The 15,346-nt window shown below is 55.2% G+C and carries 18 protein-coding genes and 2 pseudogenes; 6 read left to right on the top strand and 14 right to left on the bottom strand.

Translation table 11 applies throughout. The features are described from left to right. Position 1 precedes the first annotated feature (1 nt). A pseudogene (locus IGW04_RS25730) lies at positions 2-166 on the bottom strand (arsenic resistance protein); the annotation flags it as partial. Positions 167-223: 57 nt separating this feature from the next. Between IGW04_RS25730 and IGW04_RS11780 the strand changes: the two are divergent. Beyond that, a protein-coding gene (locus IGW04_RS11780) for an IS3 family transposase (RefSeq protein ID WP_407672102.1) occupies positions 224-1,398 on the top strand; the annotation gives its coding sequence in 2 pieces (ribosomal slippage) (positions 224-500 and positions 500-1,398; 1,176 coding nt in all). Positions 1,399-1,431: 33 nt separating this feature from the next. Here IGW04_RS11780 and arsB read toward each other — a convergent pair. The 3 genes and pseudogenes from arsB to IGW04_RS11765 form a co-directional block, all read right to left on the bottom strand. Then, a pseudogene (gene arsB / locus IGW04_RS11775) lies at positions 1,432-2,343 on the bottom strand (ACR3 family arsenite efflux transporter); the annotation flags it as partial. A 62-nt stretch (positions 2,344-2,405) separates the two neighbouring features. Then, complete coding sequence (locus tag IGW04_RS11770; RefSeq protein WP_194713271.1) at positions 2,406-2,915, bottom strand: arsenate reductase ArsC; 510 nt, start codon at positions 2,913-2,915, stop codon at positions 2,406-2,408. After that, entirely contained in the window at positions 2,912-3,259 is a 348-nt protein-coding gene (locus IGW04_RS11765; protein WP_194713270.1) for an ArsR/SmtB family transcription factor, read from the bottom strand. The genes IGW04_RS11770 and IGW04_RS11765 overlap by 4 nt, the downstream gene beginning before the upstream one ends. A gap of 139 nt (positions 3,260-3,398) precedes the next feature. Here IGW04_RS11765 and IGW04_RS11760 point away from each other — a divergent pair, with 139 nt between their 5' ends. After that, positions 3,399-4,619, top strand: coding sequence for an MFS transporter (locus tag IGW04_RS11760; protein ID WP_194713269.1), 1,221 nt, complete (start codon positions 3,399-3,401; stop codon positions 4,617-4,619). A gap of 45 nt (positions 4,620-4,664) precedes the next feature. Here IGW04_RS11760 and IGW04_RS11755 read toward each other — a convergent pair whose 3' ends face one another. From IGW04_RS11755 to IGW04_RS11735, 5 genes are all read right to left on the bottom strand, one after another. Continuing rightward, on the bottom strand, positions 4,665-4,949 hold the full coding sequence (locus IGW04_RS11755) for a heavy-metal-associated domain-containing protein (protein ID WP_194713268.1): 285 nt from the start codon (positions 4,947-4,949) through the stop codon (positions 4,665-4,667). Between the two features lie 11 nt (positions 4,950-4,960). Further along, positions 4,961-5,305, bottom strand: a complete 345-nt coding sequence (locus tag IGW04_RS11750; protein ID WP_194713267.1) for a mercuric transporter MerT family protein — start codon at positions 5,303-5,305, stop codon at positions 4,961-4,963. Between the two features lie 215 nt (positions 5,306-5,520). Beyond that, complete coding sequence (locus IGW04_RS11745; RefSeq protein WP_194713266.1) at positions 5,521-6,111, bottom strand: DUF4865 family protein; 591 nt, start codon at positions 6,109-6,111, stop codon at positions 5,521-5,523. A gap of 20 nt (positions 6,112-6,131) precedes the next feature. Then, positions 6,132-6,362 (bottom strand): heavy-metal-associated domain-containing protein, encoded by a 231-nt coding sequence (locus tag IGW04_RS11740; protein WP_194713265.1) that lies wholly within the window; start codon positions 6,360-6,362, stop codon positions 6,132-6,134. A 31-nt stretch (positions 6,363-6,393) separates the two neighbouring features. Beyond that, positions 6,394-8,853 (bottom strand): heavy metal translocating P-type ATPase, encoded by a 2,460-nt coding sequence (locus tag IGW04_RS11735; protein ID WP_228527035.1) that lies wholly within the window; start codon positions 8,851-8,853, stop codon positions 6,394-6,396. 139 nt (positions 8,854-8,992) lie between these two features. Between IGW04_RS11735 and IGW04_RS11730 the strand changes: the two genes are divergently transcribed. Genes IGW04_RS11730 through IGW04_RS11715 form a run of 4 tightly spaced genes read left to right on the top strand, consistent with a single transcriptional unit; the run spans position 8,993 to position 11,562 of the window. Next, positions 8,993-9,421, top strand: a complete 429-nt coding sequence (locus tag IGW04_RS11730; protein ID WP_194713264.1) for a heavy metal-responsive transcriptional regulator — start codon at positions 8,993-8,995, stop codon at positions 9,419-9,421. After that, positions 9,418-9,684 (top strand): thioredoxin family protein, encoded by a 267-nt coding sequence (locus IGW04_RS11725; RefSeq protein WP_194713263.1) that lies wholly within the window; start codon positions 9,418-9,420, stop codon positions 9,682-9,684. Before IGW04_RS11730 ends, IGW04_RS11725 begins: the two co-directional genes overlap by 4 nt. Before the next feature lies 1 nt (position 9,685). Continuing rightward, the gene (locus tag IGW04_RS11720; protein WP_194713262.1) at positions 9,686-10,381 is read left to right on the top strand and encodes a cytochrome c biogenesis CcdA family protein; all 696 of its coding nucleotides are present in this window, start codon (positions 9,686-9,688) and stop codon (positions 10,379-10,381) included. Between the two features lie 8 nt (positions 10,382-10,389). Further along, entirely contained in the window at positions 10,390-11,562 is a 1,173-nt protein-coding gene (locus IGW04_RS11715) for a multidrug effflux MFS transporter (protein WP_194713261.1), read from the top strand. Positions 11,563-11,610: 48 nt separating this feature from the next. Here IGW04_RS11715 and IGW04_RS25725 read toward each other — a convergent pair whose 3' ends face one another. The 5 genes from IGW04_RS25725 to IGW04_RS26220 form a co-directional block, all read right to left on the bottom strand. Beyond that, positions 11,611-11,706 carry a helix-turn-helix domain-containing protein gene (locus IGW04_RS25725; RefSeq protein ID WP_323744848.1) on the bottom strand — a complete coding sequence of 32 codons (96 nt, stop codon included), beginning with the start codon at positions 11,704-11,706 and terminating at the stop codon, positions 11,611-11,613. Positions 11,707-11,913: 207 nt separating this feature from the next. Further along, entirely contained in the window at positions 11,914-12,714 is an 801-nt protein-coding gene (locus tag IGW04_RS11705; protein WP_228527034.1) for an SDR family NAD(P)-dependent oxidoreductase, read from the bottom strand. 12 nt (positions 12,715-12,726) lie between these two features. Continuing rightward, positions 12,727-13,971: a family 1 glycosylhydrolase gene (locus tag IGW04_RS11700; RefSeq protein WP_194713260.1), complete on the bottom strand. Its 1,245-nt coding sequence runs from the start codon at positions 13,969-13,971 to the stop codon at positions 12,727-12,729. 14 nt (positions 13,972-13,985) lie between these two features. Next, the gene (locus tag IGW04_RS11695; RefSeq protein WP_194713259.1) at positions 13,986-14,417 is read right to left on the bottom strand and encodes a hypothetical protein; all 432 of its coding nucleotides are present in this window, start codon (positions 14,415-14,417) and stop codon (positions 13,986-13,988) included. A 240-nt stretch (positions 14,418-14,657) separates the two neighbouring features. Continuing rightward, on the bottom strand, positions 14,658-14,888 hold the full coding sequence (locus IGW04_RS26220; protein ID WP_194713258.1) for a mercuric transporter MerT family protein: 231 nt from the start codon (positions 14,886-14,888) through the stop codon (positions 14,658-14,660). Between the last annotated feature and the right edge of the window lie 458 nt (positions 14,889-15,346).

Below are 15,346 nucleotides of genomic sequence, written 5' to 3'. Positions count from 1 at the left end.
ATTAGGTTTTGGCTTCGTACCAGTGCTGTGATCGGTTTACGACAGCGACGACCAGCAGCATCACAGGGACTTCAATCAGCACGCCAACCACTGTAGCAAGCGCTGCACCGGACTGGAAACCGAATAGGCTGATGGCAGTTGCCACGGCAAGCTCGAAGAAGTGTGAGGTAGCCTGAATTTTGTGGACACTCCCGTTTGATAAACTGCATCAATGGGAGAACGCATGACGAGAACAGATGTGAGGACTTATACGCCCGAGTTTCGAGCCGAAGCGGTCAAGGTCGTACTGGACCAGGGACTATCCCTGGAAGCAGCGGCGCAACGGCTGTCGGTGCCCAAGGGAACGCTGGCAAACTGGGTCAAGGCTGCCAGGCGTGGGGCAACGACAACGGCATCTCCTCCCGGTAGCCGCAGCGTGGCCGAGCTGGAAGACGAGATTGCCAGATTGCGCCGTGAGTTAGCGGTCGAGCGCATGGAGAAGGAAGTGCTAAAAAAAGCGACGGCGTACTTTGCTCGGGAGTCGCTGCCCGGTACGCGCAATTGAAGACGATGCGACTCGACTACCCGGTTGCATTGCTATGCCGCGTGTTTGACGTCTCGCGCAGCGGCTTCTATGCCTGGCTGTCCCGGAAGCCGTCGCTACGCCAGCAGACCGACGAACGGCTGAAGGTAGCCATCAAGGCAGTCCACCGGCAGACCCGCGAAACCTATGGCGTGTGCCGGATGCAGCCAGAACTCGCGGCCCAAGGATTTCTTGCAGGGCGTGACCGGATCGGGCGGCTGCGGCAGGAATTGGACTTGCGCTGCAAGCAAAAGCGCAAGTTCAAGGCCACGACCAATTCCCGACATGCGTTGCCGGTGGCGCCCAACCTGCTGGAGCAGCAATTCAAACCGACGGCACCAAACCAACAGTGGCTGGTCGACATCACGTATGTACCCTCCGGAGAAGGCTGGCTTTACTTGGCTGGCGTGAAGGACGTGTTCACTTGTGAAATCGTCGGCTACGCGATGGACGAGCGCATGACACAAGGGCTGACATCCAGGGCGCTATGGCAGGCAGTGCGCAATAAGCGGCCGCCAGCAGGGCTGATCCATCATAGCGATAGGGGCTCGCAATATTGTGCGCATGGCTATCGCGAGCTGCTGGACCAGTTTGGCATGCAGGCGTCAATGTCCCGTAAGGGAAATTGCTTCGATAACGCACCGATGGAAAGCTTCTGGGGCAGCCTCAAGAATGAGCTGACACACCATCAACACTATGAAACGCGTGCCCATGCCAAGGCTGCGATTCAGGAATACATCGAGATCTTTTATAACCGCCAGCGGCGTCATTCACGCCTTGGTTACCTGTCGCCTGCAGTGTTTGCTGATACCTTCAAACATCTGCAGGCCGCCTGACACGAGGGTGTCCATTATTGACAGTACACCTCAGTTGGACGCACCTATCAGAGCTGACGGGCCAGCGACGCAGTGCGCCACGCCCAGCTTCTTGTTCAACAGGTAGGCTAGCCCGGAATTGAAAAATACCTGGATAAGAATAGGCACGGCCAGGATGGCGATCACCACCGGCTGTTGCGTGATGGCCTCGCCTTGAAATGCAAACAGCAGGACGAGAGTCAACAGCAGCGCAGAGATTGAATAGGGGCCCAGGGCTGCGACTGCACGCTCTAGGTGTCCCGGCCCCTTCGTTAGCAGCAATTTGCGTATTACCTGGGCCAAGATCACAGGGATGACGATATACAGCACCACGGACGTGATCAGCGTATCCCATGGCACCGTGATCGCGGACAAGCCCAGCAACAGCGCCACCAGCGGGGCGAACGCCACAATCATGATGGAATCGTTCAGTGCAACCTGCGAAAGCGTGAAGTACGGGTCGCCCTTGCACAACTGGCTCCAGACAAACACCATCGCGGTGCACGGGGCAGCGGCCAGCAAGATCAGTCCAGCGATATAGCTGTCGAGCTGATCGGCCGGTAAGTAATCCACGAATACATGGCGGATGAACAGCCAGCCCAGGAGTGCCATGGAAAACGGTTTGACAGCCCAGTTGATGAATAGGGTGACGCCTATGCCGCGCCACTGGCTGCGCACTTGCGTCAATGCCCCGAAGTCGATCTTGATGAGCATCGGAATAATCATGACCCAGATCAGAATGCCGACCGGGATGTTGACCTGCGCCACCTCAAGTCGCGCCAAAGCCTGAAACGCAGAGGGGAATGCACGTCCTAGCAGAATGCCGACGACAATGCAAAGAGCTACCCAGATGGTCAGATAGCGTTCAAAAAAGCCGATGGCCGGCGTGGCGCCGCCAGCTACTGCGGTGGTGTGAGTGGTAGTCATTTTGGTCTACAAAGCGGAGCAGCCGCTACCGTGGTGAACCAGGCAGCGTCCAACCATCGAGGTTAGGCGGAGGTGACCGGCGTGTCGCCAATCTTTTTAATTTCTTGCTGGACTGCGTGCTTTTCCAGCAAGTGCAACGGCAGGCTTACGAACGTGTTCATCCGGGCCAGAATTTGCTTGAAAATTTTCTCGAAGGCCGCCCGCTTTTGCTCGTCGGTGCCCTCAACCGCGGCCGGGTCTTCAAATCCCCAGTGCGCGGTCGCTGGATGACCTGGCCAGTAGGGGCAAGTCTCACCTGCAGCGTTGTCGCAGACAGTGATGATGAAATCCATGTGTGGTGCACCAGGTGCTGCGAATTCGTCCCAGCTTTTACTGCGCAGGTTGTCGACCGGGTAGCCGGTTTTCTTGACCTGTTCGATCGCAAATGGATTGACCGTGCCACCGGGCTTGCTACCGGCGCTGAATCCCTGGAAGCGGCCCTTGCTCATCGTGGTGACAAGCGCTTCAGCCATGATGGAGCGAGCCGAGTTGCCAGTGCAGAGGAACAGGACGTTATACGTTTTTTCAGTCATTTGAGGCTCTCCGTCAGGAGCAGGTTGGAGGAAGTAGAAGCGCTTACAGGCGTGCAAGGGTTTCCGCCACAGCAGTTTTCAGTCAGAAACGCAATCAATCTGTTCATGGTTTCAAACCGGGCGGAATAGAAAATTTGGCGTCCTACATGCCGGGGCTGAAGCAACTCTGCGCGCACCAAGTCCTTCAGATGGAAGGAAAGCGCGGAGGGCTTGACCTCTAGCCCACTGGAAATTGCGCCGGCAGTAAGCCCCTGCGGGCCTGCTTGCACCAACATGCGGAAAACTTTAAGCCGATGCTCATGTGCGAGCGCATCAAGGGCAGTAACGATAGCGATATGGTCCATAAGCAGGACTATACAACATTAGTTGTTTAATTCAATAAATATTGAATATTCTTGTTCGGCTGCTATGATGAGTTGACCGTAAGGTATCTGTGCGTCAGCAAATTTCCAGTGCAAAGAGCCATAAAAACGAGGCGTCCGGATGGAGCACAACAAGACGAACTGGCACCGGATTGGGAGTTTAGGATTTACGCTGATAGCGTCATACGGCTCGTTGTTATATGCCTTTTCTCTTCTCGCTCCGGAGATCCACCGCACTCTCGGTTGGCGAATGGAATTGGTATTCGGCGCTTTTTCGTGGGGCCTGCTGGTTGCTGGCCTATCCTCTACGCCGACCGGACTGCTGATTGACCGTTTCGGCGGCCGGTTTGTCATGGCGGCCGGTTCTCTGATCTGCGGAGCTGGGCTGATTGGGCTTAGCCAGGTGCAGGCCCTGTGGCAGTACTACGCAGCCTGGACAGTTCTTGGCGTCGGTATGGCGCTCGTGTTTTACGAGGCAGCCTTTGCCACCATCAATCGCGCCTGGACGACTGATGCCCGTAGCGGTATTTCGACTGTGACACTGATTGCCGGCTTCGCAAGCACGGTATTTTGGCCGCTTACTTTGAAGCTTAATACGATGCTGGGGTGGCGTGACACATACCTGGTCTACGGTGTCCTGCAGCTGGTTGTCTGCTTTCCCTTGCATTACCTGCTGTCTGCGCCGCCAATGAGGGCGTCGACGCCTTCACACCCGACTACCTCCCGAAGCTATAGCCTGCGGGAAGTAGTGCGAGAGCCACGCTTTTGGAAGCTGGCATGTGCCTTCGCGACGAACAGCTTCATTTTTTCTGCTCTTGCAGTGCACCTAATTCCGCTGTTGCATAAGATGGGGCATTCGATTGCAACGGTCGTGTTTTTTGCCGCATTCATTGGCCCCATGCAGGTTACTGGACGGGTTGGTGAAATGGTCTTTGCCAGGCGCGCGGCACCAGAAGTGGTTGGAAAACTGACTTTTGCGATGCTGCCTGCCGCCTTGGCCGTATTGCTGTTCCTAGGTATAGAACAATGGGTAGTGGCCGCGTTTTGCGGCTTATATGGGCTGAGCAATGGCATCTTGACCATCGTGCGTGGCACAGTGCCGCAGAAGCTCTTTGGACGGGAAAACTACGGCGCGATTACTGGTGCGTTAGCGGGTCCGACATTGATGGCTCAAGCCGCAGGTCCTCTAGTCATTGCGGCGCTTGTGGAAGCTGAGATTTCGTCAAAGGCAGTGTTTACAACGCTGCTCACCATTTCTTTGGCTTCGGCAGCGTTCTACATCGCTGCTGTCCGCAGGCAGTCGGCCCCTAAGCGTAGCGAAGGCGAGCTAGATTCAAACTGAGAAATAAATTTATCGTTAGAAACAGTCCGTGAAACTGCTATCGCATTATTCCTTGTGAACCGTTGACGGAAAGCCAGCCTTGGTCGTAGCCGCGGCCAATGCGTCTGGGCTTGTTTTGTCCGGGTCAAACTTCACCGTCGCGTTTTTCCGGTCCAAGTCGATCTTGGCATCTTCAACGCCACGGACCTTTTGCAGTGCCTTTTTAACCGTTATTGAGCACATCTGGCACTGCATGTTCTTCACGTCCAGGATAGCTGTTTGAGGTTCGGCAGCGAAGGCCGTCGAAGTGGCCAACAGGCCCACGGCCATCATTTTGGTAATCCATGACATGGGTTTTTCTTTCATAAAAGAAATGAAGCCACAGTCGGCACTGCCAGCAGTGCCAGCGTTGGCAGAACGGCGACCCAGAACAAGATGCGCTGGCGCCTCAGAACGCTTAAGTCCATGCAGACCTGTCCAGGTATGCATGGAGACGGGGCAAAATAGAGGCGCCTGCAGGCAAGGGCGAAGAACAGCAGTGCTACGGCGACCAGAGCCGGCCTGTAAGGCTCCGTGGCAACCAAGCTGGCAATCCACGCGCCACTGACGCCAAGCATCAACAAAAGGAGCGGCGCTACGCAGCACAGCGACGCGCCAATTGCGGCGAGGACGCCTGCTGCCAACATTCCTTTTCCGTTCAGTGGCATGGCCTTCTGCTAGGAGTGTCCACCAGTTCCAGGTATGCACTCTCTACATGTTCGTCACAGCCTTCACGGAGCGAGAGGGTCTCAAGCGCTCGAAGTAGATGTTCTGCAACCTCCCAGTCCGACTCTTGGCACGCACGGCAAAATACTGTCAACAGGTCATCATTCAACGTTGTCATCTGTTCACCCCCCAGCGTCCGCCGTTGCCTTGGCTGCTATTAGCAAGGAGACGCGAAATACGTCGGGTCTAGTCCCGGCGCCGACAAGTGCACCACTTCAAAGGCTTGGGGGCCGTCCGGCAAGCTCTCCGGGGTGCCCGTCCAGAGGGCAAACCGCACGATTTGCCAGGACGTCGCGTCCAGGCCAATGAAGCCGGAGTGGTTCGCAGGGTGCTCAGCCCACTGGCGATGCACCCTGTACTCAATACGGCGCATCTCTTCCAAGTCCGACTCCGGTGCGATGTCTTTGATTTCCCTCGTTGCGAACGCCGGCTTGGCGAGCTTAGCCTGTCCAGTCGAAAAGTAGAGGGGCAGCCAAGTCTTCACGGTTGGGCGACCAAATGCCTCACTTACCGCCTTAAATTTGTCGCTGACCAGGAAATTGCTGATTGCCTCGTCATGGTTCCATAGGTAAAACGGCGCATAACTGTTCTCGGTCGCACCGGTTACACCCTTCTCGGAAATCAGGAACGCTTTCTCAAACAGCCCTTCAAGCTTGTCGAATAGGTGTCCGCGTTCCGCGACGCGATTGCGGATAGTCCGCATATCGTGGTCATCCGGTAGGGTAAAGACATACTGCATACCAATCATTTCGCTATCCTCGCTGCTAGTTAAGCGGCCGCAGCCGCAGTCTCGAATCCCGCTATTTTCAGACGAGCTTGCAGATCTGCAGGCGTGACTTCATTCGGGTTGATAACCACGGCGATACGCTGGGTCTTTGAATCCGCTCGCACGTCCTGAACGCCGGGGAGGCGCGAAAGTGCGAAGCGCACCCGCGTTTCGCACCCCCCGCAGTGCATCTTTTCCTCGCCAACTACTGTGAAATCAACCTTGACTACCATGTCGCGCTCCTTTCAATGAAGGTAACCCAAATCACACCCTTGCCGGCTCGCCAACGCGGCCCACGCTCAAAATCGCATCGAAGAACAAACGTGGCCGACCGCGCAGTGAGTTCGCAAAGATGGCCGTGACGCTGAGCGCCATGGCAGCCATCGCCCAGATTGGATAGACCAATCCTGTTGCAGCGAGCGGGATACCGATGCCGTTGAACATGATGGCAAGACACACGTTCTGCACCATTTTCCGGTAACTCCAACAGCTAATCTCGCGAGCATCCAGGACTGCCTGCAATTTGTTGTTGAGAATGATGATGTCTGCCGAATCAATGGCGATATCGGCACCGCTACCAAAAGCCAACCCGCACTGAGAAACCATCAGCGACGCCGCATCATTTACGCCGTCACCAACGAAGGCCGCGTAGGCACCTTCTTGCTGCAGTTTTTGCATTAGCGCCGACTTGTCCTGGGGCAGCAACTGGCCATGGACCGCATCAATGCCAACCTCTTTGCCGACACGTTGCGCCGCAGCCAAGTTATCTCCGCTCATAAGGATAGTTCGTATGCCTTCCTTCTTCAGTTGAGCGATAGTGCGGGCGGCATCCGGGCGCAAAGCATCGCCAAACGCCAGCAGCCCGAGAACATGCTGTGAGCGGGCCACGATAACCACCGTCCGGCCCAGCTCTTCGAGCGCCGTGACTCGCGCGCGAACGTCCAACAAGGCGACCCCATTCTCTTCAAGAAAAGGAATATTCCCGACCAAAATTGGCTGCCCACCTAACGTCGCGCGAACACCCCGACCGGGTACTGCCTCGAAATGGTCCAGTTGTGGTGGATAAATGCCCCGGTCAAGCGCAGCCGCCATCACCGCCTTGGCCAACGGATGTTCGGAGGCTGCCTCGGCGGCCGCAGCCACGCCTAACAAGTCATCCTCTGCGCCGTCAGTCGCCTCAAGCTCGAGCAATGTCGGCTTGCCTTCCGTGAGCGTACCCGTCTTGTCGAAGACCACGTGCGTCACCAGTCGCAGTCCCTGGAAAGCTTCACCAGTGCGCATCAGGATGCCGCGCTCGGCTGCTTCGCCAGCGCCGCGCACAATCGCCAATGGCGCCGAAATTCCCAGTGCGCACGGATAACCCATCACCAGAACGGTTAGCCCCGCGAACACTGCACGCTCCATGTCCGGTGTGCCGCCGACGAGCATCGGTATGAGCCACCAGCCCAAGAAGGACAGAGCAGAAAGAGACAAAACGGCAGGTGCATATAGTGTCAGAACCTTATCGACCATATGCAGCATGCCGGGTTTAAGCGCGCGGGCGTCTTCTACCTCCTGCACAATTCGGGCAAGGAAGCTCATGGCGCCAATAGCGGTGACTCGCACAAGCAGCGTACCCAGGCCATTCATCGACCCGCCGACAATCGCATCGCCCACATTGCGCTCGACGGGCAGCGGCTCGCCAGTGACCAGTGAGACATCCACCGCGGAGCGGCCTTCGGCAACGACGCCATCCACTGGAATCCGCTCGCCGGGGCGTATGCGCACCAAGTCGCCTACCACGACTTGTTCAATAGGCAGTTCTTTTTCCTGCCCGTTTCGCACCACATTGGCGGTATCCGGCTGCAGGTCAAGCAGCCGTCGGACTGCTTGGGAGCTGCGGGTCTTCACGATAAGCGACAACCACTCGGAAAAGATGTGGTAATTGCAGACCATCACCGAGACGCAGAAAAACGGCGCTGCCGGGAAGTCCGGGCCGCCAGCTGTCACACCATAGATACCGCCAGCTAGACCGGCGAACGCGGCGGCTTCCAGGAGGACGTGCTGATTGATGATGCCGCGCCGCAGGGATTGCCAGGCAATAGAGAGAATCTGGCGTGCTAGGACAAACACAACGGATACCGCCAAAATCGCCGCCAGCCAAGCTTCATTGCCACCCATCTGTCCAGTTTGCCTGAGCCAAGTAAGGCCAACCAACAGTGAAAAGGCGGCAAGAGAACCCATCGCTGCTTTCACCAGGCCCTGAGCGCGCAGTACCAGAAACACTGCACCAATGAGCGATGCGCCGACAAACGCTTCAAGCAGGACATACCAGATGTTGTCCAACCGGGCGACCAGTGTGAGAGATGCAATGCTAAAGAATGTTGCCCATAGAAACCGCCGACCACTCAGCACTAGGTCGCGCTCATCGTCCTCGAAGGGCTTGAGCTTCCGAGGGTCGGAGATGGTGTAGCCCATCTGTCGAAGCGTTTCCAGCAGCGCCTGAGGCTGGACTTTCAACGGGTCGTATTCGACCAGCGCCTGCTCATGGGTGAGGCTGACAGAAACTAGGTCTACGCCCGCATGACGCCCCAGAGCTTTCTCAATCGTCCCGGTACACAAGGAGCAGTGCATGCCAGCAATGCGCGCACGGATACGCACCCGGTCTGGACGGTTCGCCGGTTCCTGCGACCATAACGGATTGAAGCCAGATGAAGCGTTTAAGGCAGAAGGCGCAGCATTCATGTCGGTTCCATTACAAGGAAATTCTCCCAAATGCATTGTGAAGCTTGGAGTGCACTCAAGGGTCAAGGACTAATCTTGTTAGTTTTCTTGCTTGACCTTGGACCTAGCTCCAAGGTTTAGAATCGAAAATGGAGGAACTATGTTGACTATAGGAAAGCTGGCAACGCTTGCGGATGTTACGGCCGATACGCTGCGGTTTTATGAGCGCGAGGGGCTAGTAGCGCCGTCGAGCAAAAGCGCCGGCGGCTACCGGCTCTATCACGAGGATGCGGTCGTGCGCCTGCGGTTCATCAAGCAGGCCAGAGACTGCGGTTTTACCTTGGCTGAAATCCAGCAGCTGCTGGTGTTACGCAATCAAAACGAGGCGTGCTGCGGCGATGTCCGTCAGCGCGCAATTGAAAAGAAGCTGCAGTTGGAGAGCAAAATTCGGACACTGTCAGCCATGTCGAAGGCGCTCGACCACCTCATCGCAGATTGCGCTAATGAAATGCACCCTATTGAGGGGTGTCCCATTCTGGCTGCCCTTGAGCAGGCCACAGCGTCAGCAGTGCCGGGAAAGGAAGAATGAAAATCGAACTGTTTTATGCCCCTGGATGCGACAAGTGCGCTGCTAACAGGGAGAGCCTCAAAACTGCTGCCGAACACGCAGGTTCGGACATTCAATGGCTTGAACTTGATGTTTTGAAAAACATGGACTATGCGGTCGACCTTGGGGTCCTGACTCTTCCCGCAATCGCTATCGACGGCGTGCTCGAATTTCCGGCGCTACCCAACGTGAAGCAGCTTGTTGAGGCAATCACCCGGAAATCCACTGCAGCGGAGAGGTCGTGACATGGACGCTGAAGCGCTCGGTCTAGCCATCCAAAATGCCGGATATGCCGCTGCCGGTATTGGGTTTTTGACCGGGCTGTTTTTCAGCGTCAACCCAGTCGCGATTGCAGCTATTCCAGTGTCACTGGCCTACGTTACCCGGACGCGGGACAGGAAACAGGCGAGCATCTATGGCGCGATGTTCATTCTTGGCATGATTCTGACGCATGTATTGCTGGGATTCATTGCTGGGCTTGGTGGCCAGTGGGTATCCGGGTTACTTGGCCGCTACTGGGGGCTCGTTCTTGGTCCAATTTTGATATTGCTCGGTTTGGTGTGGCCAGGCTGGATACGTTTGCCACTACCAGTCGCCTCATTTCGTGCCAAGCGAGCAACCGGCATGTGGGGCGCATTTGCGTTGGGAGTTCCGTTTTCGGTCGCGATTTGCCCCTTTTGTACACCAGCGCTGCTTGTTCTCTTAGGTGGTGTTGCCACTCTCGGATCCCCTTTGCTCGGCGTCGTTTTGCTGCTGGCGTTTGCACTAGGCCGGGCCATCCCAATCGCCATCGGCGCATGGGCCATAGGCTGGCTTGAAAGCTTAAAGCCGCTCGCAAAATACGGACGCGCATTCGAAGTATTCGGCGGCGTGGCGTTGATTGGCGCAGGCCTATACATGCTCAATGCCTATTTCTTCGTTGTCCCAGCACTAGCAGGGTAATTGCCCAATTGAAAACAACAAAAAGGCTAACCTGGCTGCTGGGTAGCTACACCATGCTGGGGCCGTTTTCCATTTCGACCTACATGCCGTTTTTCCCAGCACTGATGGTCAGCCTAGGGGCAACACAAGTCGAGCTACAGCAAACCCTCAGCGCTTACTTGGCCGCCTTCGGCTTCATGATGCTGCTGCATGGACCGCTGTCCGATGCATTCGGACGGCGACCGGTCATCTTAGGCGGCTTGGCCGTTTATATGCTGGCGTCCATCGGCGGGGCTCTGGCCGGTTCGCTGGGTTTCTTGCTATTCTGCCGCACGTTGCAGGGGTTATCCGTTGGTGCCGGCGGCGTCGTTGGACGTGTGGTTATTCGTGACCGACTCCAAGGCCCAGAAGCACAAAAATTGCTGTCGCAGGTGAGCATGATATTTGGGTTGGCGCCTGCCATTGCGCCTGTTTTCGGCGGATGGCTACAGAACTGGTTTGCCTGGCAGTCGGTATTCGTCTTTATGGCTATTTTCAGCGGGCTTCAGTTGGCGGCCAGCTATTTTTCGCTGCCAGAGACGCTGCCGCCTGAACAGCGCAGTTCCATGATGCTGCCTGTGTTGGCGTACAACTACAGCAAAGTCCTCAAGAGCAAACCGTTCTGGCTGCTGTCCCTAGCCCTGAGCTTCAATTTCATCGGTTTTTTTCTATACGTGTCGTCAGCGCCGACGTTTGTCATTCAGTACCTGGGGCTGACCAAGGCCCAGTTCGGCTGGCTGTTTATCCCGGCGACGGCGGGCATCATCCTGGGCGCGTACCTTTCAGGGGAAGTTGCAAAGCGTTTTACGCCAGTTACTACCATCAGTTTTGGTTACCTGATTATGGCGATAGCTACCTCCCTGAATGTGGCGTACAACGCTTTCTTCCCACCTGTCGTACCTTGGGTGATCTTACCTATCATGCTCTATACGGTAGGAATGTCGTTTGCAACACCCAGCATTACCCTAATGACTCTGGACCTGTTTCCTTCGATGCGTGGTATGGCCGCGTCAATGCAAGGCTTCATTCAAACTATGGTGATGACCTTTGTCACAGCTGTCGTTGCTCCATTAGTGGCTGATAACGGCATAGAGATGGCAGTAAGTGTAGCGGGGTTTCTCGCCGCCGGATATCTTGCCTGGAATATTCACAAACATGCTTAACAAGGCGGCCGGCTGTTAGGCCGGAGTCCATAGATCGACTTTGTGCCGTTACGCTGCGCGGATACGCATGATCGTCTGCCGCGTTGTCTCGAACTGGCGGGCAATCTGCGCAATCGACACGCTTTCGGCCAGCAGGCACAGCACCTCACCTTTCTGCGCATTGGTCAGTGCAGAAGGTCGATCAAACTTTTCCCTTGAGTCTTGGCTCGCTTGATGTTGCCGTTTGTGCGTTCACTGAGCAGTTCACGCTCAAATTCCGCAACTGTTCAGAAGATGACGAAATCATGTCTAATAAACAATTAATTTTTAGATGTTTTTGAGAATTGGCAATTTTCGTCCAAAAGGGCCTTTTCAAAGGCGGGCGAGGCGTCCCCCGTCGACGACAATTGACGCTCCGTTTACAAAACGAGCCTCGTCCGACCCTAGGAAGGCAATCACTTCAGCAATATCAGCGGTTTGTCCAACGTTACTCTCGTCAATTTTTTCTTTTCCTGACTTGACGTTTGGATTTTCTCGAAGCATTGGCGTATCGATAGCGCCTGGCAGCACCGCATTAACCCGGATTCCGAGGCTTTTTCCTTCCATCGATGCAGAGCGCGTTAGGGAAAGCATGGCCGCCTTTGCCGCAGCATAGGGCGCTACATCTGGCGTGGTTTCGATGGCATGAATGCTCGCGACATTGATGATCGACCCACCGTGCTTCATTAGCCGAAACGCTTCCCGAATAAACACAAATCCACCCAGCAAATCGACCCGCAGGATTTTTAACCAGTCCTCTACGGTAAGCTCAGCAATGGGTTTGAAATCCATTGCGCCAGCGTTGTTGACGATGACGCTCGGGGTGCCAAACTGTTCCGCTACTAGCATTAGTGCGCTAACGACCGCTGCTTCGTCGCCGATGTCCAAAGCTGCACTATATGCGTCTGGCGCACCGGCCGTTCGCGCGGCATCCGCACCGCTGTTGGCATTTTCGATTTTATGATCAAACACGATTACCCGAGCCCCTTCACGGGCAAACTTGACCGTGGCAGCCAACCCAATTCCTTTGCCACCGCCAGTGATTAATACGGTTTTTCCGTCATATCGCCGACCAGTGGACTGCGCCGCTGATTTTGGGAGTTGCTTGTTCGCTTGTTTGTTCATCGTGGTCATTTCTTTTGCGCATCATTGAACAGCCGGAGCACTTGTCTCGTAACTGATAACCGGCATGCCCAGTGCCATGTTCTGCTCGGGGATATTGCCAGTCCAAGTAGCAATCAATTCTTTATAGGCCAAGCCTACCGGCCGGATATTGCGGTCCAGGTCAAACAGTCCCAGTTCATTGACCCGTCCATTTCCCTCGCGCAAAGCGCTGTCCCAATCAACTTGGTCGGTCAAGGAATACCAGGTGAATCCCAGAATCGGCACGCCATGCTCTCGCACGCACAGAATATTTGCCCATTGCTTCCATAGCCAGTCCACCGCATTAGTACCACTTGCACCTTGGGCATAATTGGTTTCGGTATGCATGACTGGTAACCGGTAACGGGTGAAATACTGCTGGGTGATTTCGCCATATCCAAATACTTCGCCGCAATAGCAGATCTCTCCATTGGCAAGGACACGATGCTCATTGGTGTTGTAATAGTCGTTCCCCATCACACAATGAGAAGGGACAGCGTGCTTCTGGAAGAACCGGTAATCGTCCTTCGTCATCCCGTTGTCCATCAAATACTGATACATCCTGGCTGTGACATCTTTGCCATAGTTGAGGTCAAACGCCAGGAAGCGCCGTTCGTTTAGAAAACTTGCCTGGTCAAGCACGCTTGGACACACCGCGTGGTAATACTCGGATGATTCACTCTGAATGAAAATAGCATCGGGCCGAACCGCCAAGATTTCGTGCATGGCCAAGAGATTGGCTTTGACGACGTGCTTGAGCGCCGTCACGAATGACCGGTCATCGCTAAGCTGTTCATTCCACCAACCCAGACTTGCGGAAAACAGCGCACAAATCATCATCTCATTGACCGGTGTGTACAGCTGAATATGGGGGTAACGTTGTGCAAAGGCGCGGGCATAGCCTGCAAACAGCTCAGGGAAGTCCTTGTTCTGAAAGGTGCCGATCCAGTCTGGCACACCGAAATGACACAAGTCCACGATAGGAACGATCCCGCGTGCCTTTATTTCACCTAGTGCTGCGTCTGAGAAGGACCAGTCAAAACGGTGCCGGTCAACAAAAGTCTGATGCAATGCTGGGCCATAGCGCAAGAACCGAATACCGAGTTCACTGACCCGTTGAAAATCCAGTTTCCAATGGGTGTAATGGCCGCACTTTTCCATCTCATCGACACGCGTGCGACCACCATTGATGGTCGGGTAACTGTTTTCTATTCCTGTGGCAAACATGAACGGATCACGTAACGGCATGGTAAATGTCTTTATTAAGGTTCGTCTGGCAGTGGGCGATAGTCGGTCACACGCACAATATCCTCCAACACGGCAATGGCATGCACATTCAGGTGACTCCGTGCGGCGTCAACAATAGCGCGTCCAAGCGCCGGTCGGCGCCATGCCACCGATGCCGCCATGTCGTTGATAAGAATCTCCAAAGTTGCACACGCTATCGCGCAATGCAGCTTCGCCTTCGTGTCGGAGTCCAGGGTGACCTGTTGCCTGAGGCGGCGCACCATGCGAGCCGCAATCAGTTCAGCCTCTTCACGGCTCAAATCATCAATCGTCGCCGCGCTGTACCACTCAGAGCTGCTGCGCAGCGCTGCCAAGAGTTCCAGGCGGTCCTCTTCCTGCACCGGTTCTAATGGACCTTCATCGGCAAACGCCGCATTTACAAGGCGCATGGCATCGTTGGCTGGCAAGATATGTTTCCACCGAACTGCGGGGGTGCTGCCTGACCTCTGCAACCACGCAGCGCTGACCATGGCATGCTGACCCAATGCGGTAAGTAATGGTTTGGTACGACAACCACACCCTATTTGCGGCACTGCTTCACAAACGAGTGGCACGCGGAAAAACGCTATACGCGCTGGGTCATTCAGCAGAATGTCGCTACTCGACTCTTTCATATTGAAAAATTCCTTAATCAAGCCGCTTCTTTATCAAAAGTATCTTTCAAGGTAGGGCAATCCGAGCACATATCCCGTCGATAGCGTCGTCAACCAAAAAATCACTTTTGCCCCAAAGCGGGGTTTCTGCGCTTTGCATGTTTCCCCAGATACGCAAGCTGCTCTCGGCCGATAGATCTGCCGCCAGCCGAGGAGACTAATGATTATTCCTGCCAGCAACAACCAAGGTTGATAGGGGGGAATGCTGTGAGGCCATTGATCCATATGCTAAGGGAGGCCAGTCCTGCGAACCCAATCGGTGCAAGGCAGCAAGAAAATAGCAGTGCGACAAAGACAAGAGCATCCAGGTTGGAAACGGTGTCCTGCTTCTCTTGAGGTGATGGATCGTCGTTACGCATCGCAGTCCCTATTCGCATTGGGTTCGCACAGACTTAGCATAAGTGCGGACTTAGGTACGGGGTCAAGAGAAATATGACGGTGCGACATGCCACTGATTGAAATGCTTGCTGGCCCTTGCGCCATGTCAGCGGTCGTGCTCTGAGTACACGATGCCGTTTGCGCTTCCTGCCGAGCTTGAACGTGTTACTGCTATCTAGTCCGCGCTGAAAAATCGTTTTGACCGAGTCACGATGCGGGCGGAAGCTTGATATGAGGGTGCGGAATTTGCAAGGTTCGGCTGGTGTCATATGCGTTTTCCTGCAAATTTTGATGAGGCCAACATG

The organism is Noviherbaspirillum soli, assembly GCF_015352955.1.
Taxonomy (GTDB): Bacteria; Pseudomonadota; Gammaproteobacteria; order Burkholderiales; family Burkholderiaceae_D; genus Noviherbaspirillum_A; species Noviherbaspirillum_A soli.
This window is presented reverse-complemented; position numbering and strand designations above follow the sequence as displayed.

Bases quoted from the DNA above. Each gene is read 5' to 3' on its own strand.
- IGW04_RS11770 (WP_194713271.1), bottom strand. From the start codon at position 2,915: ATGACTGAAAAAACGTATAACGTCCTGTTCCTCTGCACTGGCAACTCG.
- IGW04_RS11765 (WP_194713270.1), bottom strand. From the start codon at position 3,259: ATGGACCATATCGCTATCGTTACTGCCCTTGATGCGCTCGCACATGAG.
- IGW04_RS11760 (WP_194713269.1), top strand. From the start codon at position 3,399: ATGGAGCACAACAAGACGAACTGGCACCGGATTGGGAGTTTAGGATTT.
- IGW04_RS11755 (WP_194713268.1), bottom strand. From the start codon at position 4,949: ATGTCATGGATTACCAAAATGATGGCCGTGGGCCTGTTGGCCACTTCG.
- IGW04_RS11750 (WP_194713267.1), bottom strand. From the start codon at position 5,305: ATGCCACTGAACGGAAAAGGAATGTTGGCAGCAGGCGTCCTCGCCGCA.
- IGW04_RS11745 (WP_194713266.1), bottom strand. From the start codon at position 6,111: ATGATTGGTATGCAGTATGTCTTTACCCTACCGGATGACCACGATATG.
- IGW04_RS11740 (WP_194713265.1), bottom strand. From the start codon at position 6,362: ATGGTAGTCAAGGTTGATTTCACAGTAGTTGGCGAGGAAAAGATGCAC.
- IGW04_RS11735 (WP_228527035.1), bottom strand. From the start codon at position 8,853: ATGAATGCTGCGCCTTCTGCCTTAAACGCTTCATCTGGCTTCAATCCG.
- IGW04_RS11730 (WP_194713264.1), top strand. From the start codon at position 8,993: ATGTTGACTATAGGAAAGCTGGCAACGCTTGCGGATGTTACGGCCGAT.
- IGW04_RS11725 (WP_194713263.1), top strand. From the start codon at position 9,418: ATGAAAATCGAACTGTTTTATGCCCCTGGATGCGACAAGTGCGCTGCT.
- IGW04_RS11720 (WP_194713262.1), top strand. From the start codon at position 9,686: ATGGACGCTGAAGCGCTCGGTCTAGCCATCCAAAATGCCGGATATGCC.
- IGW04_RS11705 (WP_228527034.1), bottom strand. From the start codon at position 12,714: ATGACCACGATGAACAAACAAGCGAACAAGCAACTCCCAAAATCAGCG.
- IGW04_RS11700 (WP_194713260.1), bottom strand. From the start codon at position 13,971: ATGCCGTTACGTGATCCGTTCATGTTTGCCACAGGAATAGAAAACAGT.
- IGW04_RS26220 (WP_194713258.1), bottom strand. From the start codon at position 14,888: ATGGATCAATGGCCTCACAGCATTCCCCCCTATCAACCTTGGTTGTTG.